This window comes from Mesorhizobium sp. M1273, assembly GCF_040318195.1.
In the GTDB taxonomy this organism is placed as follows: Bacteria; Pseudomonadota; Alphaproteobacteria; order Rhizobiales; family Rhizobiaceae; genus Mesorhizobium.
The window spans coordinates 164,011-183,874 of sequence record NZ_JAMYLV010000002.1; the positions used below are offsets into that span (position 1 = coordinate 164,011).

Consider the following 19,864-nt stretch of genomic DNA (forward strand, 5'->3'; position numbering starts at 1 on the left):
GCGGATTTTCAGCTTCGCGTCCCGCCAGGCAGCGCCGCAAGCGCGGTCGCCGTCTGGTGCTCGTCGAGCGGCTTTTGTTCATCCGACCGAAGCGAAAACTCCACCAGCACCGGCAGATGGTCTGAGCCGGTGTCCTCAAGGGTCGACGCCGAATGGATAACAATGGCGCCCTTGCTGAAGACCTGGTCGATCGGCAGTCCGGCGAAGCGCAGGAAATCCGGCAGCCTTCTGTAGAGCCAGGTCGGCCCGACCGACGGCATTACAGTCAGCTTGCCAAGCGATGCGACGCGCCGGACGGCGGCGCTCCATGGCGCTGCGTTGCAGTCGCCTGCCAGGATCGACGTCTCGCCAAGCGAGGCGATTTCGTCAGACAACCCTCCAATCTGCCGTGATTGGTTGTGCGGCCATGGCCAGGTGAGGTGGATGGCGGCGACATCGACGTCGGTTCCGCCGAAATCGACCGTGGCGATCGCCATCGCGCCGCGGCTGTCGCAGTGCGGCTCCGCGCCTATGGCAAACGGTCGTCTGGACAGCAGCGCAACGCCGAACACGCCATTGGGATATGGGCAGAGGATCCGGTAGGGATAGGTGCCGGATAGCAGCCCAAGCTTTGCCTTCCACATCTCGGACACCTCGTCGAGGGTGATAACATCAGGCTGGGTCCGGCCGATCAGCGACAGCACCTTCTCAGGCGTTGGATTGTTGAACCTGAGGTTCATCTGCAGCAGGCGGTAGACTGGCTCGTCACCGGCTTTGGCTTCGTAGGCGGCCTGCACCTGCCATAGCCGCGAAAGCGGCAAGGCATTCGACGTGGTGGCAAAGGAGGCTATCGCAAACAGCAATGCGGCCGCGGCCTGCAGGCGAAACGAGGTGGCGAGCAGCGGCAGCGCGCAAAGCGCCATCAGCACCGAAAAATGGACGCGGAAATGAGCAAAGGAATCGAGGGCCGGATGCAGCGATCCGAAGAACCCGGCCACCAGCGCGGCCGAGAGTGCAAGCATTGCGACGAATGCCAGCGCAACCGTCATGTCCCGAACACGTGCCATCGCCTTGTCTATCGGCAGAAGTGCGGCTCAATCAAGATGACGAAATGTCCTGACCTGGACCGACACATGCGATTCGTTACTGGAAGGCAGTTTCCGAAAAGCTCCTGAGTTTGCGCGAATGCAGTCGGTCCATCGGCATTTCAGCCAGCTTCTCCATCGCCCTGATGCCGATGGTCAGGTGCTGCGCTACTTGCCGCTTGTAGAACTCGGTCGCCATGCCCGGCAACTTCAATTCGCCATGCAGCGGCTTGTCGGATACGCAAAGCAGCGTGCCATAGGGCACCCGGAAGCGGAAGCCGTTGGCGGCGATCGTCGCCGATTCCATGTCGAGCGCGATCGCCCGCGACTGCGACAGCCGCTGGACCGGCCCGCGCTGGTCGCGCAGCTCCCAATTGCGGTTGTCGATAGTGGCGACGGTCCCAGTGCGCATGATGCGCTTGAGATCATATCCGGAAAGCCCGGTGACCTCGGCGACCGCTTCCTGCAGAGCCACCTGGATTTCGGCTAGCGGCGGGATCGGCACCCAGACCGGAAGATCGTCGTCGAGGACATGGTCTTCTCGTACATAGGCATGGGCCAGCACATAATCCCCGAGCGCCTGCGTGTTGCGCAGGCCGGCGCAATGGCCGAGCATCACCCAGGCATGCGGCCGGAGCACCGCAATATGGTCGGTGATCGTCTTGGCGTTGGAAGGCCCAACGCCGATATTGACCATGGTGATGCCGCCATGATTCGGCTTCTTCAGATGATAGGCCGGCATCTGCGGCAGGCGAGGCGGCGCAGCACCCTCACCGGGCGCGCCGTCCCCTGCTTTGGTCACGATGTTGCCCGGCTCGACGAACTCGACATATCCATCACCGCCATTGGCCATCAATTCGCGTGCACGGGCGACGAATTCGTCGATGTAGAATTGGTAGTTGGTGAACAGCACGAAGTTCTGGAAATGCTGGGGACTGGTCGCCGTATAATGCGACATCCGGTGCAGCGAATAGTCGATGCGTTGCGCGGTGAACGGCGCCAGCGGCCGTGCCTCGCCCAATGCCACTTCGAACGTGCCGTTGGCGATCTGGTCGTCGGTGCCGTCGAGATCCGGCACGTCGAACAGGTCACGGATCGGCCGTTTGATGCGCTCGGCAGCAGTCCCGTCGACATGCGTGCCTTCGAGGAAGGCGAAATGCAGCGGGATGGGAGTGGTCGATTCCGAAACCGTGACGGGAACGCCGTGGTTGCGCATGATCAGCCGAAGCTGTTCGGTGAGGTAGCTTTCGAAAAGAGCAGGCTGGGTGACGGTGGTTGAGAAATGCCCCGGCGTCGGCATGTGGCCATAGGCCTGCCGCGAGTCGATTTGCGTGAAGGAACTCGTGGTGACGCCGATCTCCGGATAGAAAGCCCGGTAGCGTTTGTTGTTGTCGCCGCCCGCGGCGAGCGCGGCAAATGAATCGCGCAGGAACTTGGTGTTGCGGTCGTAAAGCACCTGTAGGGCCGCGACGGCCTTCTTGGCGTCGTTGAAGCTCTGCCGGCCAAACGGCTCCGGCGTGACCACCGATTCAATGGCTTGGGGATAGATTCGCTTTTCCATGACCCAATATAGAGAGTTGGACGCGCGGTTGGGAGGGGGTAGGGCGGCCTCTATACGCGCTGTCGGCGTTTTTCGGTCTGCTAACCGCGCTGCAGGCTAACCAGCAGCACAAAGCCGAGGCCTGACTTCCTCAACGCAGGCGCCTCGATCGTCGAACCGGCATTGGTGCGCATCGTCGGCACGGCCAGTACCGGTACCGAAAGAACAGTCAGGATGAGCGCCGCGCGCGGCAGCAGCCGAAGCGTCTTGAGGGTGTTGGCGGCGAGGCGGTTCATTGGCGTTTTGCTTTTCTCTAAAGGTTCAGCTCTTTGTCGTTTCAGTGGTGAAGATGGTTCAAGCAACCGAGTCGGCAGGAACTGGCGACGTCCCAGGAGCGGGACGGCCGGCCGGCTTCGGCGACAAGGACGGCGAACAACATGCCGAACAGGCTCATCAGCAGGCAGACGATGGTGAAGCGGCGGGCAAGCATTGCGCGGTGTCTCCTTCAACACGCATGACAATGCCTTGCCCCGGCTGAACCGGCTCTGATCCCGGCGTTCATCTGCGGTTCAAAAATGGTTGATGATCTCTGAGAGGGTCCGCTTTGAGTGCAGCGACCCATGGCCACGCCATGGCTGCGAGACCGATAACATGAAAACGGGGCCGACTGGCCCCGCTCAACCCGGCAGGAAGGGCACGATCAGAGCTTGTGCCAGGTCTGGCTCTTGCAGATCAGCCCGCCGAGCACGCAGCCGCTCATCTTGAGAGAACTGCCGGAAAGCGAAGCCTTGCCCGAATAGGTCTTGTCGGTTTCCGGGTCGGTTATGGTGCCGGCATATTTGTTGTCGCCGGCAACCTTCAGTGAACCGATGTTCTTGCCGGCAAATTTGCCGGATTTGAGCGTAATCGAAAATGCCCCGCCGCCACCCGAAATGGCGGCAGTCGATCCGGCTTGCGTTTTCCAATTGCCTTCGATCGGATCGGCCCACGCCGCGCCGGTCATCATTATTGCGGCCGCGAGGGCCAGGCTCACTTGTCGAAACATGTCTTTCCTCCCTCAGGTAAGTCCAATCGGGCTCCGTCCCGGGTGTCTGCCCCTTACGCAAACGTAAGCTAGTCCAGCTCCCGGAAAAACAAAAGCGGTGCCGCGACGGAAGGGTTGCGGGTTTTTGCCCGCTCCCGATCGGCCGCGCCGGCGAAAAATGAAACAGGCCGCACACGTCTTTGTCTTCTGTGGTTAGCGGAGTCTTGATCCGCGCCTCGCAAGTTTTCTTCAAATCTTGTGCAAACCGGCGCGATTGCTGGATTTGTATCCTTAACGAATTTTCGCGTTTACCTCTTGTTTTAGCTTTGTTTTCCTCAAATTAAGCACGCCATTTAACGACGGATTCAAGCCTCCGGGGCATTCTCGAAAGCATCGAAAGAGCGGCCGCCCCCGACGGTAATCAAGGACACCGAGGGACATACGGAGACAGCTCTCGGGAGCCAGAACAGGGGATTTGAAATGGCACGTTTTGAAATGCTTGAAGCCGGCTTCGGCGCCATGGGGGCAACCGCCCAGGCCGATATTCTTTTCGAGTTGGGCATGATGTATGCGACTGGTCGCGATTGCGAGACCGACGTCGTCGCCGCCCACAAATGGTTCAACATCGCCGCGATCAAGGGTTCGGCCCGCGCCGCGGAACTGCGCTCCGAATTGTCCGCCGCCATGTCGAAGGTCGAGATCGCCAAGGCGCTGCGCGAAGCTCGCGAATGGATGACGATGCACTGAATTCGCCGGCATCGACTTCACAAGGGTACTGACCTCACGACAGGGACGCTTCGGGTCAAGGCCGCGCAGAGGGCCGGGCCCGAAAAATCAAGGCCGCGCAAGACGGCCGGGCCAACAAGATCAAGAACACGGCGGACGAGCCGCGCCATAAACCGTACAAACAGGGAAGGCGAGCAGATCCCGGTGGGGATACCTCGGGAAGCTCGATGAGAAAAGCTGCGACCGGCCGGAACAAGGCTGGCGCGGCTTTGTCTTTGGGACAGCGCATTACAGGCCCAATCGAGCGCCGACGATGCGTCTAGACAGCTCCGGTGAAGGATGAAATTCTCCCGCCATTCTGGAAGAGGCGCGGCCGGGACGGTCGCGCGAGAGTGGAGGAGTTGTGTCACCATGAAGAAATTCAGTATTTTCAGCGCAGCCATATTTGGCCTGATGATGACCGCGCCGGTCGCCTTCGCCGATGACATCACCTTTTCGGTGGTCGGACCGATGACCGGTCAGCTTGCCAACATCGGCGATCAGTTTAAGCAAGGCGCGCAAGCCGCCGCCGACGCGATCAACGCGGCGGGCGGCGTCGACGGCCGCCAGATCAAGCTCGACATCGAGGATGACCAGTGCGATCCGAAGCAGGCGGTTTCGGTCGCCAACCGCATCATCGCCAACGGTGTCAAGTTCATCGATGGCCACGCCTGCTCGGGCTCCAGCATCCCGGCCTCCGCTGTCTACGCCGAAGCCGGTGCGCTGATGATGAGTCCGGCTTCCTCGAACCCGGTGTTGACCGACGCAGCGGCGAAAGCCGGCTGGCCGACGATCATGCGCCTCTATACGCGCGACGATGCGCAGGGCGCTTTCATCGGTCCCTGGATCGCCAAGAAATATGCCGGCAAGAAAGTCGTCATCCTGCACGACAAGAGCGCCTATGGGCAGGGAGTGGCCGATGCCGTGAAGGCAACGATGAACCAGAACGGTCTCAATGAAATCCTCTACGAGGGCATCAACGCTGGCGAGAAGGACTATTCCGCTCTTGTTACCAAGCTCAAGGAGCTGAAAGCCGACGTCGTCTATTTCGGCGGCTATCACCCCGAAGCCGGCCTGATCCTGCGCCAGTCGGCGGAGCAGAACCTCAAGTTCCAGTTGATCATGCCGGACTCGATCGCTTCGCCGGAATTCTGGCAGGTTGCCGGTCCGGCCGGCGAAGGCACCATGTTCGTCTTCCCATCGAATCCGCAGGCGAAGCCCGAAGCCAAGGAGGCCATCGCCAAGATCAAGGCCGGCGGCTTCGTGCCTGAGGGCTTCACGCTGTTTTCCTATGCGGTGATCCAGGCCTTCGCCGAAGGCATCAAACGCGCCGGCAGCGACGATCCGGCAAAAGTCGCCGAAGCGTTAAAGAACGGCCAGCCGATCAGCACGGTTGTCGGCTCGGTCACCTTCGACGAGAAGGGCGACCTCAAGAACGCGAGCTACGACATCAACCAGTGGCATGACGGCAAATACGCGCCGATCCAACCGTGATGGCCGCGGCGCCGCAAGACGCGCTGCTGTAATCGAACATGGCCGGGGGTCAAACCCGGCCATATTGTTTTTGGCGACGCCTTTGTCACGCGTTCGAGATCACTTCGTGGATAGGGAAACAGCAGTCAACTGAGGTTCCTCGACAAAGCGAACCAGCACGGTGCCGTCGGTTACCTGCGCGCCTTCGGCAGCAATCTCGGCGATAACCCCGTCATGGGGCGCGGCAATGGTGTGCTCCATCTTCATCGCCTCCAGGATCAGCAGCGGCTGGCCCTTGATCACGGACTCGCCTTTGGCTGCACGCACCAATTTGACCAGGCCGGGCATTGGAGCGCGCAGGCTGACGGAAGCGGCGGCGGCTTCGTCGGCTCGGGCCAGCGGATCCGGCACGGCAAAACCGTAGCCGATGGCGCCATCGAAGACCGTGACGTGGCCCGGCCAGCGGGCGAGGCGAGGCGCCGCGCGGAGATCCCGCGAATTGACGCTGTCATAGGGCGCATCCAGCGCCACCTCGAACCGCCCGTCCGGCCGCACCGACACGCGCGCGCCGATCTCCTGCTCGCCAAACTTCAGCAGGGTGCTCCGCGCTACAGCGTGGAAATGCGCATAGCCGGCCAGTGACGACCAGGGATCGTCCGAGGACGGCAAGTCGCGCGCACCGGACGCGGCAAGTGCCGCGGCGGCAATCGTCTCACCGCTCGGCGGCGGAACCGCCGTCAACGCCTGCTGATGCCTGGCGATCAAGCCGGTATCGACATCGCCCGCCGCAAAATCCGCATCAGCGGCCAGCGCGGCAAGAAAGGCAGTGTTGACCGTCGAGCCGGCGATTTCGGTCTGCGACAGCGCTGCGCCAAGTGCCGTGAGCGCCGCCCGTCTGTCCTTGCCGTGGATGACCAGCTTGGCGATCATCGGATCGTAAAACGGCGAAATCGCATCGCCAGCGCGCACACCGGTTTCGACGCGCATGGTCGCACCCTCCGGTGCCGGCTGCGGAAATTTCAGATGGTGCAAGGTGCCGGTCGCCGGCAAAAACCCTCTTGCCGCGTCCTCGGCATAGATGCGCGCCTCGAAGGCGTGGCCGGAGAGCGCGATCTCGCTCTGCGTCTTCGGCAGTTTTTCGCCGGAGGCTACCCGCAACTGCCACTCGACCAGGTCGATGCCGGTGACCATTTCGGTGACGGGGTGCTCGACCTGCAGGCGGGTGTTCATTTCCATGAACCAGAAACGGTCGGCCTTCAGACCTTGCGAGGCATCGACGATGAACTCGATGGTACCGGCGCCGGAATAGTGGATTGCCTTGGCGGCTTTCACCGCCGCCTCGGTCATCGCCTTGCGCAGTGCCGGCGTCATGCCCGGGGCAGGCGCCTCCTCGATCACCTTCTGGTGGCGGCGCTGTGCCGAGCAGTCACGTTCGTGAAGATGCACGGCGTTGCCGAAATTGTCACCAAACACCTGCACTTCGATGTGGCGAGGCTTGTCGACATATTTTTCCACCAAGACGCGGTCGTCACCGAACGCGGCTTTCGCCTCGCGCCGCGCGCCCGACAGTGCTTCCGAAAACTCATCGGGATGCTCGACGCGCCGCATGCCTTTGCCGCCGCCGCCGGCGCGCGCCTTGATCAGTACGGGGTAGCCTATCTCGCGCGCCTTGGAGGCGAGCAACACGATCTCCTGCGCTTCGCCGTGATAGCCCGGAACGACAGGCACGCCGGCGTTTTCCATCAGCCGCTTGGCCGCGTCCTTCAGTCCCATGGCACGGATCGAGGCCGCCGACGGGCCAATGAAGATCAGCCCCGCCGCGACCACCTGGTCGACGAAATCGGGGTTTTCCGAAAGAAAGCCGTAGCCCGGATGGATGGCCGCGGCACCTGTGGCCAAGGCCGCCGCGATGATCTTGTCGCCGCGCAGATAGCTTTCGTTGGCGGGAGAGGCGCCGATATGCACCGCTTCGTCGGCCATTTCGACATGCAGGGCGTGAGCGTCGGCGTCGGAATAGACGGCGATGCTGCGCACACCCATCCTGCGTGCCGAGCGGATCACCCGGCAGGCGATCTCGCCACGGTTGGCGATCAGGATCTTGGCGAACATCGGGCCTCCACAGGCAGAGCTGCCGCCAACGGCGCGAATTCTCGTCACGCGAACTGCGGCAATGCCCTGCTTTGTAGTCTGGCGGTCAAAGGGTAGGCAAGCGAGGCCTGCCTACTTTGAGGCCGCGATTTCGCAAGCTCCCCCGGTCGTGACCCTGTAACGGTCGCGGGTGACCTGGCAGGATTTCATCGCCATATCCTCGGCAGCCTTTTGCGAGGGCGCATTCAAGCGCGAGCCGCACAGGATGTACAACGAACGCACCCGGGAATACGGAGTGGTCGCATAAGCTGAATGGCCGCTGGCCGCCACATAGGCCTTATATGCCTTGGTGCATGGCCGATCCGCGGTCGCCGGAAAATACGGGTAGAAGCGGACGTCGCCCTTGCTTCCAGCCAGCGATTCCGCCGCGCCGACATTGGGGCTCGAGATTAGAAGCAACCCGGTTATCAGCGAGAAGACTGCTTGTTTGACGCTTATAGATTTCATTTTTCCCACCCATTGAATACGTCGAAGGCCGACGGGTGTCGGTCTATTTGGAGGCAGCTATGGCGCAGGCCCCTGCAGTCGTGACCTTGTACTTGCTGCGCGCGGACTGGCAGGATTTCAACGCCAGCGCCTCCGCAGCCTTCTGGGATGTTGCATTCAGATAAGCACCGCAAATAGTGAATTCGGTTGCCCAGTTGAATGGCGTCATCGCATAGGCCGAGTGACCGCCAGCCGCCACATAGTCCTTGTAATTCTTGCCGCAGCCTCCGATTGTACCCGGTGCAAAATAGACCGGAAAGCGGCTGTCGCCCTTGCTTCCCGCCAGCGATTCGGCGGCGCCGACATTCGGTGCAGAGGCCACAAGCAGTGCAAGTACCGACATGGTTGCTCGCTTGATTGATAAAGATTTCATTGCCAAACCCATTTGAACCCCAAACACTGAAATATATTCGCCTACTTGGAGGCAGCGATTTCGCAGCCGCCGCCTGTTGTAACTCTGTAACTGTTGCGGGCGGCCTGACAGGATTTCAACGCCAATTCTTCGGCAGCTTGCTGTGACGGTGCATTCAAGCGCGAGCCGCAGATGATGTACAGAAAACGCACCCGGGAATACGGAGTGGTTGCATAGGCTGAATGGCCGCCGGCCGCTACATAGGCCTTGTAGGCCCTGGTACACGGATCCTTCGGGCTCTGCGGCAAATAGGGATAGAAACGGGTCTCGCCCTTGCTTCCCGCCAGCGACTCCGCTGCATTGATGCCAGGCGTCGCTAATATAAGCAACGCCGCAAGTATATGCGCAGTTGTTCTCTGAAAAACCCGCCGCCTCATCTTCGCCCAATCCCCATTGGTATTTGCGATGATCAATAGCCGTGATTCTTTCGTCTGGCCAGATCGAGAAGCAAAAAATAGTCTGGAGATGTGGTGGGTTGTCTCCCGCGCAGGGTCACACCCTGCCGAGTGCAGCGACGACCCGCTGATACAATTCGGCCGTCGGCTCGTCGAAGCAGCAGAAAATGACGGTTTCCGGAGCGATGTTCTGGCCGATGAAGGCGCTCACGGTCCCGACAGCAATTTGCGTCGCCTGATCCTTCGGATAGCGGTAGGCCCCGGTCGAGATCGCAGGAAACGCCACCGTCCGGCAGTCCTTTGCGGCGGCGATTTCGAGCGACCGGCGATAGCAGGAGGCGAGCAGTTCGGCTTCTCCTTTGCTGCCACCTTGCCAGACCGGCCCGACCGTATGAATGACGTAGCGCGCGGGCAGCCTGTAGCCCTTGGTGATTTTTGCGTCTCCGACCTTGCAGCCATGCAAGGTCCGGCATTCTGCCACAAGCTCGGGGCCGGCCGCGCGGTGGATAGCGCCATCGACGCCGCCGCCTCCGAGAGGAGAGGTATTGGCGGCGTTGACGATGGCATCGACCGCCAGCTTCGTGATGTCGCCGGTTTGAATGCGAATCCTCTGGCCGATTTCGCTCATCTCACATCCTGAACACGCCGAATTTTGTCTCCTCGATCTCGGCGTTGAGCGCGGCCGAAAGGCTGAGCGCCAGCACCTCGCGGGTCTTGGCCGGGTCGATGATGCCGTCGTCCCAGAGCCTTGCCGACGAATAGAGCGGGTGTCCCTCGTGCTCGTACTTCATCAGGATCGGCTTCTTGAATTTCGCTTCCTCCTCAGCGCTCCATTCCCCGCCCTTGCGCTCGATGCCTTCGCGCTTGACCACGGCCAGCACCGTTGCCGCCTGCTCGCCGCCCATCACCGAAATGCGGGCATTCGGCCACATCCACAGGAAGCGTGGCGAATAGGCGCGTCCGCACATGCCGTAATTGCCGGCACCGAACGAGCCGCCGATGATCACGGTCACCTTCGGCACCTTGGCCGTTGCGACCGCCATGACCAGCTTGGCGCCGTCCTTGGCGATGCCGCCGGCCTCGTATTTTCGCCCGACCATGAAGCCGGTGATGTTCTGCAGGAAAATCAGCGGGATCTTGCGCTGGCAGCACAGCTCGATGAAGTGCGCGCCCTTCAGCGCGCTTTCCGAAAACAGCACGCCATTGTTGGCGACGATGCCGACCGGCATGCCGCTGAGATGGGCGAAACCGGTGACCAGCGTGGTGCCATAATTCTGCTTGAACTCATCGAACTCGGAGCCGTCGACGGTGCGGGCGATTACCTCGCGCACGTCGTAGGGCTGGCGCAGATCCGTCGGCACGATGCCGTAGAGTTCATGTGGATCGTGAAGCGGCGGAATCGATTTCTGTAAGGCAAGGCTTACAGTCTTGTTCCGATTCAGGTTTTTGACGATACGCCGGCATATGGCCAGCGCATGCTCGTCGTCGAGCGCATAGTGGTCGGCAACGCCGGAAAGCCTTGTGTGCACGTCGGCGCCACCGAGGTCCTCGGCGGTGACGTCCTCGCCGGTGGCCGCCTTCACCAGCGGCGGCCCGCCGAGAAAGATGGTCGCCTGGTTGCGCACCATGATTGTCTCGTCCGACATCGCAGGCACATAGGCGCCGCCGGCCGTGCACGAACCCATGACGCAGGCGATCTGCGGAATGCCGGCGGCCGACATGTTGGCCTGGTTGTAGAAGATGCGGCCGAAATGATCGCGGTCGGGAAACACCTCGTCCTGGTTGGGCAGATTGGCGCCGCCGCTGTCGACCAGATAGACGCAAGGCAGATTGTTCTGCAATGCGATCTCCTGTGCACGCAGATGCTTCTTCACCGTCAGTGGATAATAGGTACCGCCCTTCACCGTGGCGTCATTGACGACGACCATCACTTCGGTGCCTTCGACGCGGCCGATGCCGGCGATGAGGCCGGCCGAAGGGATGTCCTCGCCATACATCGACCATGCCGCGAACTGGCCGATTTCGAGGAAGGGCGAACCTGTATCGAGCAATTGGGCTAGGCGTTGCCGCGGCAGGAGCTTGCCGCGGGAGACGTGCCGCTCACGCGCCTCTTCCGAGCCACCGCGCTCGATGGCGGCGGCTTTTTCAGCAATATCGGCGACCAGCGCCCGCATGCGCTCGGCATTGGCGCGGAAAATATCGGAGGCGGGCGACATCTGCGAGGTGAGGGGGGCCATGGCGCTACCGGATCAGCTCGATCTTGCAGCCGACATCGAGGTCGCCCCAATCGCGATCAGCGGTGACGGCAATGGCATTCTCGCGAATTGCCAGCGCCAGGCAAGCCCGATCGCCCAGCGACAAGCGGCGATGCCGCGTCAATTGGCGAAGCTGCCCGGCGGCGATGCCCATCGCGTCGTCGAAAACGGCGATCGGCATGCCGAGACTGGCGAGGTCGTCCGCGGCCTGTTCCATGCTGCGTCCCTTGTCGATCAGCTTGGCGATGATTTCGGCCGCATTGACTGAACTGCATTGTGCGTCCGGCGCGAACCCCAAAGCATTGTCGGTGCCTTTCTCGTTGAGCAGGATTGCGAGCGCCGCCGAACTGTCCATGACGTAGGGCTTCATTTCGTCCGCTTTCCCGTTGTCCCTTCGGCGTGAAGCCGGTCGAGACGCTTGTCGCTTCGACGCTGCTCTTCCCGTCGCTCTTTCAGAAATTCGTCGACGACGCTTTCACCGGGCTGTTTCAACGCTGACAATTCGGCCTGGACGCGTCGCAGATTCTGCAGCCACGATCTTACCCGCAGCTCGCCGTTTTCGACATGAAGGATCATGTCCTCGCCCGGCTTCACGCCCATCTCTTCGCGCATCGCGGCAGGAATGACGAAGCGCCCGCCCTCGCCAAGCTTGACACGCTCGCGTTTCGCCGGAGCACGAAGCTGTGGTTGGCGAGCGCCGGCATCGAACCGTGCTTGCGGATCTTCGTCAAAGCCGGACTTTCCCGTTCTGCCCGCCATGGTCCGCCTCGCCTGCATTGTGGCACATTGCCCGAAGTATGCCACATCGTGCGGCTTCTGGCAAAAGCGCAAAAGAATGCCATCAGGCGCTCTCCGACATGATTTCTCGTCCGATCAGCCAGCGACGGATTTCGCTGGTGCCGGCGCCGATCTCATAAAGCTTGGCGTCGCGCAAAAGCCGGCCGGTCGGGTAGTCATTGATGTAGCCGTTGCCGCCCAAAAGCTGGATGGCGTCGAGCGCCATCAGCGTTGCCTTTTCGGCGGCGAAGAGAATACAGCCGGCAGCATCCTTGCGGGCCGTCTCACCGCGATCGCAAGAGGCGGCCACGGCATAGACGTAGGCGCGCGCCGCGTTCATCGTCGCATACATGTCGGCGAGCTTGCCTTGCACCAGCTGGAATTCGCCGATCGGCTGACCGAACTGCCTGCGTTCATGCACGTAAGGGATCGCCACGTCGAGGCAGGCCGCCATCAGCCCGACCGGCCCGCCGGCCAGCACGGCGCGTTCGTAGTCGAGGCCCGACATCAGCACCTCGACGCCGCGCCCTTCCTCGTGCAGCACATTGTCGAACGGCACTTCGACATCCTCGAACACCAGCTCGCCGGTGTTCGAGCCGCGCATGCCGAGCTTGTCGAGCTTTTGCGCCACCGAAAAACCGGCAAAGGCTTTTTCGACGATGAAGGCGGTGATGCCGCGCGAATTGAGTTCCGGATCGGTCTTGGCGTAGACGACCAGCGTCTCGGCATCCGGCCCGTTGGTGATCCACATCTTGGTGCCGTTGAGCACATAGCGGTCGTTGCGCTTTTCGGCGCGCAGGCGCAGCGACACGACATCGGAGCCGGCACCCGATTCCGACATCGCCAGTGCGCCGACCTTTTCGCCGCTGCAGAGCGATGGCAGATACTTTTCCTTCTGCGCCTGCGTCGCCCAGCGGTTGATCTGGTTGACGCAGAGGTTGGAATGGGCGCCGTAGGAGAGGCCGACCGAGGCCGAGGCGCGCGAAATCTCCTCCATCGCCACGACATGGGCAAGGTAGCCCATGCCGGTGCCGCCGAAATCGGGATCGGCGGTGATGCCGAGCAGGCCGAGCCCGCCGAGTTCGGCCCACAGATGTGCCGGGAATTCGTTCGAGCGGTCGATTTCGGCGGCGATCGGTGCGATCTTTTCCTGGGCGAAGCGCCGCACCAGGTCGCGCAGCGCCTCGATGTCTTCGTCAAGCCCGAAGTTGAGCGTATGCATGTACATGCCGTTCCTCCCGGCGCACGATCCCGAAATCGGGATCATGCGCGAAATCAAGTTGCTAGAGCGTCCTTTGCGCGCCCGAATAGAGGCGCGGCGTCGTAGCTCGTTGACGCGCCATCGCTCTTTGCTCCAACAAGGCGCATTGTCATTGCCAGATATGTAGCGGTGACTTCGGCGATCGACAGCCGCTCGCCCGGCCGGAACCAGACGATGACGCCGGTCATCATCTGGATCAGCGCCATGGCGGTGAGCCCGGTGTCTTCGATGCTGAATAACCCCGCTTCGACGCCGTCGCGCAGGATGGCGCGCAGCTCCTTCTCGTAGGCCGTGCGCATGCGCAGGATCTGCGTGAGTTTTTCATGCGACAGGCTGCGCAGCTCCATGTTCGAGACATGGGTGGAGTGGCGGCGTTCGATATGGAAAGCGATGTGGTTTTCGACATAAGCGGCAAGCCGCGCTGCCGGATCAGCGCCGACAGGGCGTGTTGCGCGCCACGCCTCGATCAAGCCTTCCATATGCTCACGCATCAGCATGAACAGAAGGTCCTGCTTGGTCGGGAAGTAGCGGTACAGCGCCGCTGCCTGGACGCCGACCTCGGCCGCCAACTGGCGCATCGACATCGCCTCGTAGCCGAGACGCGCAATCAGGCTGACTGCCGCCTCGCGGACCGCAGCTTCGGTCTTCTCTCCGTCGGAACCGGTCGTACGCGCCATGACAAGCCGCCTTTTCGCGGAAAATAAAACAAACGTTCAATTAATTCAAGAGGCGCGTCCGGGCAGGGCAATGGCTTCAGATTTGCTCTATCTGCACCCTCGAGAACTTTGTGCGATGGAAGCGAATGAGCAGGACCATGCCTTGCTAGGCAACAATCCTGAAATCGGCCGACATGTCGCGAGCCTCGATCTCCTCGACATCGACCTTCGAAACCGCTGCCTCTGGGGGCCCTTGCCGAAGCCGTTCGATCATTGTCGAGACCGCCGCATCGGTCCCTGCAATCAAGGCTGTCACCGAGCCGTCAACTTCGTTGCGCACCCACCCGGCAAGGCCAAGCGCCGACGCCTCGCGCCGCGCCCAGACCCGGTAGCTGACGCCTTGCACCTTGCCGTAAATGCGTACCTGCACAGTCCGGTCGGTCATCACGCTCTCCATCCTCTGAGTCGAGTCTGGCGCATCGCCGTGCAAATTCAACCGCGTTGCCGCCGGTCAGCCACATAGGGCGAAGGCTCTTCAGTTCCCCCGCGCTGCCGCCAGCGCGCCAGGCAGTTCCTCGGCAAAGATGTCGAGTTCGTGGTCGAGGCCGACACTGACCCGGATGCAGCGGTCGAGAACCGGCACCATCGGCTTGCGGATGAAGACGTCGCGTGACAACAGCGCCTGCAGCACTTTCAGTGCGAAAGCGCCGTCGCGGCCGCAGTCGATGGTGACGAAATTTGTGGCCGAAGCCAGCGACTTCAGCCCGTTCGCTTCGGCTATTGCGGCAATGCGTCGACGGCCGGCGGCGACCCGCGCCACCACGCTCTCCAGCCAGGCCTGATCGGCAAGCGCCTCGACACCGGCGATCTGCGCCATGCGGCTGACGCCATAGTGGTTGCGGATCTTCTCGAAGTCCCGAATCACCTGGGCCTCGGCCACCGCATAGCCGCAGCGTATGCCGGCCAGCCCATAGGCCTTGGAGAAGGTGCGCATGCGGATGACGTTCGGGCGCGCCATATCGATCGGCGGCAGCGCTGAGGCTGGCCCTAATTCGCCATAGGCTTCGTCGAGTACCAGCATCGTGGTCTCCGGCAAGGCTTCGATGAAGCGGCTGAGCTCGGCGGCTTCCCACCAACTGCCCATCGGATTGTCCGGATTGGACAGGTAGACCAGTGGCGCCTTTTCCTTGGCCACTGCCGCCAGCAGGCCGTCGAGGTTTTCCCGATCGTTCTCGTAGGGCACTGCGACCAGCCGGCCGCCGACGCCGGCAACATGAAAGTTGAAGGTCGGATAGGCGCCGCGCGAGGTCACCACCGCGTCGCCGGGCGCCACATACATGCGCGCCACCAGGCTGAGCAGCCCGTCTATGCCTTCGCCGATGACGACGTTTTCGGCGCCGACGCCGAGATGCCCGGCGGCAGCTACCTTCAAATCGTGATTGTCAGGGTCGCAATACATCCACATGTCGCCGGCAATCTCAGCCATGCGGGCAATGACGCGCGGGGAAGGGCCAAAACTGCTCTCATTGGCGCCGATGCGGGCGCGAAAGGCGCGGCCGCGATCACGCTCCTGCGCCTCCGGGCCGACAAACGGCACCGTGGAGGGAAGCGCGTCGATGAGCGGCGTAAGGGGAGGGCGCAGGCGCATGATAGGGCTCGTTCGAAAGGGGGCCTTCTTGCTAGCCTGCCGGCTTGGCCTGCGCAAGTTCCGCGGCAGGCGGGAACGTCAGGCTGGATTCTCCCGGATCATTTTGCTAGCGAGACATGATGAGCAACCGACTGCCACCCGCTTGGTCCAAGCACATAAAGTCCCGTTCGGCGCCGAACGTGCAACCGCCGAAAGTGAAACCGCCGTCGCGCGCGCAAGCTGACGACATGCTGCTGCGACAGGCGCTCGAACTTCAGCAAGCCAAGCGGCTCCCGGAGGCGGAGGAATTATGCCATCGCGTTCTCGCCCGCACGCCCAACCACCCGCTTTCGCTCTATATACTCGGCACGTTGGGGCTCGGTGTCGACGATGAGTTGGCTCTCCAATATTTTGCGCGGGCAGCAAGCCAGGCGCCTCAAAATCCTTATTTCCACCTCAGCCTGGGAGAGATCGGTCTAAAGCTCGGCGACAGCTTGCTTGCTATCAAACACCTGCAGCGCGCCTGTGAATTGAAGCCCGATCTGGTGGAAGCGCTTTGCGGACTGGCGCGTGCCTACGTCAACTTCGACAAGGCCGAGATGGCTTTGCCCCTTTACGAGAAGGCGCTAAAGATCAACAGCGATCATCCCATGGTCCGGACAGGTCTGGCTGGTGCACTCACCAGCGTCGGTCGCATGGACGAAGCCGGAGCGTATCTGAAGCAGGCAATCGAACGTCGCGTCGATGTTGGAGAGGCCTACAATAGCCTGGTCGACACGCGCAAGTTCACCGAAAAACCTGCCGAGCTCGACTTTATCCTGAGCGAACTCTCCAATCCCAAGCTTGACCCGGATGTTGCATCGCAGCTCCATCACGCCGCAGGCAAAGTGCTGAACGATCTTCAGCGTTATGAAGAGGCGATGGATCACTTCCAGAAGGCAAAAAAGGCCGCTGGCCATGGTTTCGATCTGGAGTCCTTCCGGCGCAGCATCGATTCCATGATCGAGATATTCAGCCCGTCACTGTTGGAAGCCAAGGCTGGCCACGGCAGTCCGTCCGAAGTGCCTGTGTTTGTGCTGGGCATGCCCCGGTCGGGGACGACGCTGACGGAGCAAATCTGCGCGAGCCATCCGGATGTCCATGGCGCCGGGGAGCTTTCTAAACTACGGCGAATGGCGGGCTTGATGGGTTTCGGAACGCAGTCGGATGAGGCCTTGCGCAGTTCGATCATGTCAATGACGAGGGACCAGTCTAGGGCGCTGGCCGAAGAATACCTGTCCTATCTGCGTCAACACGCGCCTGGCGCGTTACGCATCGTCGACAAGATGCCTCATAATTTCGAGGTTATCGGCTTGATCGGAATTCTCTTTCCCAACGCACGCATCATTCATTGCCGGCGCGATGCCATCGACAATTGCGTCTCCTGCTTCGTCTTGAGGTTCAACAAGGAGCATGGCTACAACGCCGATCTTAAGACTCTCGGGCTGTACTACCGTGAATATGATCGCCTGATGCGACATTGGAATAAGATTTTTCCGCGACGTATCTTCGAAAGTCGCTACGAGACGCTGGTTGTCGATCAAGAAGCACAATCCCGCCGTCTCATCGATCATCTTGGATTGACCTGGGACGATGCCTGCTTGCGCTTTTTCGAGACGAGCGGGTCGGTCAATACCCCCAGCCGCTGGCAGGTGCGGCAGCCGATCTATGCATCATCGGTCAAGCGCTGGAAAAAGTATGAGAGCGCAATTCAGCCGCTGATTGACGCCTTGGGCGATCTGGCTGAAATTTGAACAAGTAGGATGCGCCCGATCGGCCGAGGTCGATCGTGACTTGCTGTCGAGATACATTGATCCGGTAGGCCAGCTCTTCAGATCGGCCCAAGTTTTTCTTTTGCACGAACAAGCGTGCGGAGCGAGCATTGCATTCGACCAGCCCTGCGATCGGCTGCTCAGCAGCAGCCTGCATTATGCATCGAGAGTTGACAGCTGCCTCGCGCCGATATGAAAAACCCGGCGGTTGCCCGCCGGGTTCAATCTCAAACTAGCTCGGACTGCTAGAATGAGCGCTGGAAGCGGAGCATCCCGCCGACGCTGTCCTTGTCGTCGGCATTGGTCCAGTTGCGATCGTAGGCTTTGTCAAACTGGCCGTCGCGGGCCCAATCGACTTCGGCAGTGATCGTGAGACCGGGAACGATATCGTAGGCAATGTTCGCGGCGACGCCGTAGTTTTTGTCATCGTCAGCCGAGGCCTGGAGATTGAACGAGGTCTTCTCGTTGATGGTGTAGGTGCCACCACCCCAGACTGCCCAGTTGCCGCCCCACTGCTTGTAGAAGTTGCGGTCGATGTTGTCGTCAGAGCCGTAGCCGGCCATGATGAACAGTGTCAGGTTCTGTATCGGCGTAACGTCGACGCGAACCTTGCCGGCCCACTCTTCCCAGGTGCTGTCATAGGCGGCGACACCGGTGATCGAGCCCCAGCCCTGCGTGTATTTGATGCCGCCGACGACATACGGGACATAGCTGTCGATGGAATCATTGCCGCTGTTGCTGTCTTGGAAAATGCCAGGATCCGCAGCGGCACTGCCCGAACCGGTTTCCAACGAAGCCACGGCCGAGAAGCCGTTTCCGGCATCGAAGTAATACTGGACGACGTTGGTGTCGAAGCCGCCGTAGGGGACCAGCGTATCCTGGATGACGTTGCCGGCGTAGCCGATGAAGGTGTCGAAGGCCGATTCGTCCTTACCGACGCGCAAACCACCGAGCTGGACCCAGGCAAAGTTCAGCGAAACGCTCGTACCGCCATTGAAGTTGTCATCAAGATAATCGTTGTGGTTACCCCAGTTGAAGCGGGTCTCGGTGTAGGTCTTCAAGGTACCGAGCTCGGTTTCCTGACCGGTCCAGGTCTTCAGCGTGAAGCGGGCGTGCTTGTAGTAGGTATCCTGAGAGTCGCCGTCCTGCTGATCGGTAGTCTTTGCACCGTCGAATGAGCCGACGTCACCGATGCCGATGTCATAGCGAACATAGCCGCCGATACGCAGACAGGTTTCGGTGCCGGGGATGTAGAAGTAACCAGCGCCGTAGACGTCACAGATCTTGACGTATTCAGCGGGTTCCGGCTCGGCGACGACGACGGCATCGGCGGCGCGCGCACCGGAAACTGCGATCAGTGCCGCAGCGGAGCCGAGAAGAAGGCTCTTGATGTTCATTTTCTGACCTCCAGTCAGAATCGGGACGGAGGTCGGCGAAAAGCAGCTCGTTGGGTTTGTTTTTATTTATATTTCAAATAGATAGGTCCTAAGGCCGTCAATGAGGCCGTGTCGGCCAAAAACGTTTACTCGCAAAGGCCTTGCCAGAACCGGTCTTGAAATATCGCTCGAGTTGCCGTGCGTTGGCCTCGGTTTCAACCCCGACGTAGGACTTCAAAGTTACAGGCAGATAGGCCTTGGTCGAAGTCACATAGCCTGATCGGTGCGAATCAAAACGGCGTCGAAGATCGTTGGTCGATCCGACATAGACATCGCCGTTACCGAGTTGCAGAAAATAGACGTACCACATGGTCCCCCTGCGCTACTTCGTAGCTTCGGGCGACACCCTACGCCCAAAATGCGCCTTCGGGTGGCGGAGAGGATGGGATTCGAACCCACGAGAAGCTTTTGACCTCTACTCCCTTAGCAGGGGAGCGCCTTCGACCACTCGGCCACCTCTCCGTTGCGCCGGTGGATAAAGAAAAGCGCCGGCACAATCAACAAGCTGACGCTATTATCCTTGAAAAATCGACCCTTCGCCAAAGCGCCGCGCGGCGATGTGGCGATTCTACGGCAATTCCCTGGTTCGCGACTCGGGCCATGGTCACATTTCGGGCCGACCATCGCCGGAATCCGCGGTTTGCAACGGCTTGCGAAGGGCCGTTGGTTAACGGGAGCTTTCGGAGTGAGGCCAAATCGTGTCATTTGTGCAACAACGCCGGGGTATAGCGCCA

22 protein-coding genes and 1 tRNA gene are annotated in these 19,864 nt (G+C 61.1%); 3 read left to right on the top strand and 20 right to left on the bottom strand.

What is annotated here, in order from left to right; genetic code table 11:
* Nucleotides 1–8 precede the first annotated feature (8 nt).
* The 5 genes from NKH30_RS03240 to NKH30_RS03260 all read right to left on the bottom strand — a co-directional run bounded on the left by NKH30_RS03240 (nucleotide 9) and on the right by NKH30_RS03260 (nucleotide 3,649).
* Nucleotides 9–1,046 carry an endonuclease/exonuclease/phosphatase family protein gene (locus tag NKH30_RS03240; protein ID WP_352471025.1) on the bottom strand — a complete coding sequence of 346 codons (1,038 nt, stop codon included), beginning with the start codon at nucleotides 1,044–1,046 and terminating at the stop codon, nucleotides 9–11.
* 76 nt (nucleotides 1,047–1,122) lie between these two features.
* Nucleotides 1,123–2,625, bottom strand: coding sequence for an AMP nucleosidase (locus NKH30_RS03245; RefSeq protein ID WP_023677804.1), 1,503 nt, complete (start codon nucleotides 2,623–2,625; stop codon nucleotides 1,123–1,125).
* Nucleotides 2,626–2,705: 80 nt separating this feature from the next.
* A complete protein-coding gene (locus NKH30_RS03250; RefSeq protein WP_352454349.1) occupies nucleotides 2,706–2,900 on the bottom strand; it encodes a hypothetical protein in 195 nt (64 codons plus the stop codon).
* A gap of 41 nt (nucleotides 2,901–2,941) precedes the next feature.
* On the bottom strand, nucleotides 2,942–3,094 hold the full coding sequence (locus NKH30_RS03255; RefSeq protein WP_023677802.1) for a hypothetical protein: 153 nt from the start codon (nucleotides 3,092–3,094) through the stop codon (nucleotides 2,942–2,944).
* 210 nt (nucleotides 3,095–3,304) lie between these two features.
* Entirely contained in the window at nucleotides 3,305–3,649 is a 345-nt protein-coding gene (locus NKH30_RS03260; protein WP_023677801.1) for a DUF2147 domain-containing protein, read from the bottom strand.
* A gap of 459 nt (nucleotides 3,650–4,108) precedes the next feature.
* Between NKH30_RS03260 and NKH30_RS03265 the strand changes: the two genes are divergently transcribed.
* A complete protein-coding gene (locus NKH30_RS03265) occupies nucleotides 4,109–4,375 on the top strand; it encodes an SEL1-like repeat protein (protein WP_010915070.1) in 267 nt (88 codons plus the stop codon).
* A gap of 390 nt (nucleotides 4,376–4,765) precedes the next feature.
* The gene (locus NKH30_RS03270) at nucleotides 4,766–5,887 is read left to right on the top strand and encodes a branched-chain amino acid ABC transporter substrate-binding protein (protein WP_352471026.1); all 1,122 of its coding nucleotides are present in this window, start codon (nucleotides 4,766–4,768) and stop codon (nucleotides 5,885–5,887) included.
* A gap of 99 nt (nucleotides 5,888–5,986) precedes the next feature.
* Here the strand turns inward: NKH30_RS03270 and NKH30_RS03275 are convergent, their stop codons facing one another.
* From NKH30_RS03275 to NKH30_RS03330, 12 genes are all read right to left on the bottom strand, one after another.
* On the bottom strand, nucleotides 5,987–7,975 hold the full coding sequence (locus NKH30_RS03275) for an acetyl/propionyl/methylcrotonyl-CoA carboxylase subunit alpha (RefSeq protein ID WP_352471027.1): 1,989 nt from the start codon (nucleotides 7,973–7,975) through the stop codon (nucleotides 5,987–5,989).
* Between the two features lie 111 nt (nucleotides 7,976–8,086).
* Complete coding sequence (locus NKH30_RS03280) at nucleotides 8,087–8,461, bottom strand: hypothetical protein (protein WP_023677798.1); 375 nt, start codon at nucleotides 8,459–8,461, stop codon at nucleotides 8,087–8,089.
* A 43-nt stretch (nucleotides 8,462–8,504) separates the two neighbouring features.
* On the bottom strand, nucleotides 8,505–8,885 hold the full coding sequence (locus NKH30_RS03285; protein WP_245274740.1) for a hypothetical protein: 381 nt from the start codon (nucleotides 8,883–8,885) through the stop codon (nucleotides 8,505–8,507).
* 29 nt (nucleotides 8,886–8,914) lie between these two features.
* Nucleotides 8,915–9,289: a hypothetical protein gene (locus NKH30_RS03290; protein WP_352994348.1), complete on the bottom strand. Its 375-nt coding sequence runs from the start codon at nucleotides 9,287–9,289 to the stop codon at nucleotides 8,915–8,917.
* Between the two features lie 115 nt (nucleotides 9,290–9,404).
* The gene (locus NKH30_RS03295) at nucleotides 9,405–9,935 is read right to left on the bottom strand and encodes an O-acetyl-ADP-ribose deacetylase (protein WP_352994202.1); all 531 of its coding nucleotides are present in this window, start codon (nucleotides 9,933–9,935) and stop codon (nucleotides 9,405–9,407) included.
* A gap of 1 nt (nucleotide 9,936) precedes the next feature.
* A complete protein-coding gene (locus NKH30_RS03300) occupies nucleotides 9,937–11,544 on the bottom strand; it encodes a carboxyl transferase domain-containing protein (RefSeq protein ID WP_352471029.1) in 1,608 nt (535 codons plus the stop codon).
* Between the two features lie 4 nt (nucleotides 11,545–11,548).
* Nucleotides 11,549–11,932 (bottom strand): type II toxin-antitoxin system VapC family toxin, encoded by a 384-nt coding sequence (locus NKH30_RS03305; protein ID WP_352471030.1) that lies wholly within the window; start codon nucleotides 11,930–11,932, stop codon nucleotides 11,549–11,551.
* Entirely contained in the window at nucleotides 11,929–12,321 is a 393-nt protein-coding gene (locus NKH30_RS03310; RefSeq protein WP_352471031.1) for an AbrB/MazE/SpoVT family DNA-binding domain-containing protein, read from the bottom strand. Before NKH30_RS03310 ends, NKH30_RS03305 begins: the two co-directional genes overlap by 4 nt.
* Nucleotides 12,322–12,403: 82 nt before the next feature.
* Nucleotides 12,404–13,567 carry an isovaleryl-CoA dehydrogenase gene (locus NKH30_RS03315; protein ID WP_352471032.1) on the bottom strand — a complete coding sequence of 388 codons (1,164 nt, stop codon included), beginning with the start codon at nucleotides 13,565–13,567 and terminating at the stop codon, nucleotides 12,404–12,406.
* Between the two features lie 47 nt (nucleotides 13,568–13,614).
* Complete coding sequence (locus NKH30_RS03320; RefSeq protein ID WP_352540763.1) at nucleotides 13,615–14,277, bottom strand: TetR/AcrR family transcriptional regulator; 663 nt, start codon at nucleotides 14,275–14,277, stop codon at nucleotides 13,615–13,617.
* A 145-nt stretch (nucleotides 14,278–14,422) separates the two neighbouring features.
* Nucleotides 14,423–14,701, bottom strand: a complete 279-nt coding sequence (locus tag NKH30_RS03325; RefSeq protein ID WP_352471034.1) for an acylphosphatase — start codon at nucleotides 14,699–14,701, stop codon at nucleotides 14,423–14,425.
* A gap of 90 nt (nucleotides 14,702–14,791) precedes the next feature.
* Complete coding sequence (locus NKH30_RS03330; RefSeq protein ID WP_352471035.1) at nucleotides 14,792–15,904, bottom strand: pyridoxal phosphate-dependent aminotransferase; 1,113 nt, start codon at nucleotides 15,902–15,904, stop codon at nucleotides 14,792–14,794.
* Between the two features lie 119 nt (nucleotides 15,905–16,023).
* Here NKH30_RS03330 and NKH30_RS03335 point away from each other — a divergent pair, with 119 nt between their 5' ends.
* Nucleotides 16,024–17,676: a tetratricopeptide repeat-containing sulfotransferase family protein gene (locus tag NKH30_RS03335; RefSeq protein ID WP_352471036.1), complete on the top strand. Its 1,653-nt coding sequence runs from the start codon at nucleotides 16,024–16,026 to the stop codon at nucleotides 17,674–17,676.
* A gap of 263 nt (nucleotides 17,677–17,939) precedes the next feature.
* Here NKH30_RS03335 and NKH30_RS03340 read toward each other — a convergent pair whose 3' ends face one another.
* The 3 genes from NKH30_RS03340 to NKH30_RS03350 all read right to left on the bottom strand — a co-directional run bounded on the left by NKH30_RS03340 (nucleotide 17,940) and on the right by NKH30_RS03350 (nucleotide 19,592).
* Nucleotides 17,940–19,091, bottom strand: a complete 1,152-nt coding sequence (locus NKH30_RS03340) for a porin (RefSeq protein WP_352471037.1) — start codon at nucleotides 19,089–19,091, stop codon at nucleotides 17,940–17,942.
* 97 nt (nucleotides 19,092–19,188) lie between these two features.
* The gene (locus NKH30_RS03345) at nucleotides 19,189–19,440 is read right to left on the bottom strand and encodes a GIY-YIG nuclease family protein (RefSeq protein WP_352471038.1); all 252 of its coding nucleotides are present in this window, start codon (nucleotides 19,438–19,440) and stop codon (nucleotides 19,189–19,191) included.
* Nucleotides 19,441–19,501: 61 nt separating this feature from the next.
* Nucleotides 19,502–19,592: transfer RNA gene (locus tag NKH30_RS03350), tRNA-Ser, on the bottom strand.
* Nucleotides 19,593–19,864: the final 272 nt, after the last annotated feature.

Excerpts from the sequence above, each read along its gene's own strand:
- NKH30_RS03305 (WP_352471030.1), bottom strand. The coding sequence starts at position 11,932 with ATGAAGCCCTACGTCATGGACAGTTCGGCGGCGCTCGCAATCCTGCTC.
- NKH30_RS03260 (WP_023677801.1), bottom strand. The coding sequence starts at position 3,649 with ATGTTTCGACAAGTGAGCCTGGCCCTCGCGGCCGCAATAATGATGACC.
- NKH30_RS03290 (WP_352994348.1), bottom strand. The coding sequence starts at position 9,289 with ATGAGGCGGCGGGTTTTTCAGAGAACAACTGCGCATATACTTGCGGCG.
- NKH30_RS03255 (WP_023677802.1), bottom strand. The coding sequence starts at position 3,094 with ATGCTTGCCCGCCGCTTCACCATCGTCTGCCTGCTGATGAGCCTGTTC.
- NKH30_RS03300 (WP_352471029.1), bottom strand. The coding sequence starts at position 11,544 with ATGGCCCCCCTCACCTCGCAGATGTCGCCCGCCTCCGATATTTTCCGC.
- NKH30_RS03315 (WP_352471032.1), bottom strand. The coding sequence starts at position 13,567 with ATGTACATGCATACGCTCAACTTCGGGCTTGACGAAGACATCGAGGCG.
- NKH30_RS03270 (WP_352471026.1), top strand. The coding sequence starts at position 4,766 with ATGAAGAAATTCAGTATTTTCAGCGCAGCCATATTTGGCCTGATGATG.
- NKH30_RS03330 (WP_352471035.1), bottom strand. The coding sequence starts at position 15,904 with ATGCGCCTGCGCCCTCCCCTTACGCCGCTCATCGACGCGCTTCCCTCC.
- NKH30_RS03325 (WP_352471034.1), bottom strand. The coding sequence starts at position 14,701 with ATGACCGACCGGACTGTGCAGGTACGCATTTACGGCAAGGTGCAAGGC.
- NKH30_RS03280 (WP_023677798.1), bottom strand. The coding sequence starts at position 8,461 with ATGAAATCTATAAGCGTCAAACAAGCAGTCTTCTCGCTGATAACCGGG.
- NKH30_RS03295 (WP_352994202.1), bottom strand. The coding sequence starts at position 9,935 with ATGAGCGAAATCGGCCAGAGGATTCGCATTCAAACCGGCGACATCACG.
- NKH30_RS03345 (WP_352471038.1), bottom strand. The coding sequence starts at position 19,440 with ATGTGGTACGTCTATTTTCTGCAACTCGGTAACGGCGATGTCTATGTC.
- NKH30_RS03310 (WP_352471031.1), bottom strand. The coding sequence starts at position 12,321 with ATGGCGGGCAGAACGGGAAAGTCCGGCTTTGACGAAGATCCGCAAGCA.
- NKH30_RS03275 (WP_352471027.1), bottom strand. The coding sequence starts at position 7,975 with ATGTTCGCCAAGATCCTGATCGCCAACCGTGGCGAGATCGCCTGCCGG.
- NKH30_RS03265 (WP_010915070.1), top strand. The coding sequence starts at position 4,109 with ATGGCACGTTTTGAAATGCTTGAAGCCGGCTTCGGCGCCATGGGGGCA.
- NKH30_RS03320 (WP_352540763.1), bottom strand. The coding sequence starts at position 14,277 with ATGGCGCGTACGACCGGTTCCGACGGAGAGAAGACCGAAGCTGCGGTC.
- NKH30_RS03240 (WP_352471025.1), bottom strand. The coding sequence starts at position 1,046 with ATGGCACGTGTTCGGGACATGACGGTTGCGCTGGCATTCGTCGCAATG.
- NKH30_RS03285 (WP_245274740.1), bottom strand. The coding sequence starts at position 8,885 with ATGGGTTTGGCAATGAAATCTTTATCAATCAAGCGAGCAACCATGTCG.
- NKH30_RS03340 (WP_352471037.1), bottom strand. The coding sequence starts at position 19,091 with ATGAACATCAAGAGCCTTCTTCTCGGCTCCGCTGCGGCACTGATCGCA.
- NKH30_RS03335 (WP_352471036.1), top strand. The coding sequence starts at position 16,024 with ATGAGCAACCGACTGCCACCCGCTTGGTCCAAGCACATAAAGTCCCGT.
- NKH30_RS03250 (WP_352454349.1), bottom strand. The coding sequence starts at position 2,900 with ATGAACCGCCTCGCCGCCAACACCCTCAAGACGCTTCGGCTGCTGCCG.
- NKH30_RS03245 (WP_023677804.1), bottom strand. The coding sequence starts at position 2,625 with ATGGAAAAGCGAATCTATCCCCAAGCCATTGAATCGGTGGTCACGCCG.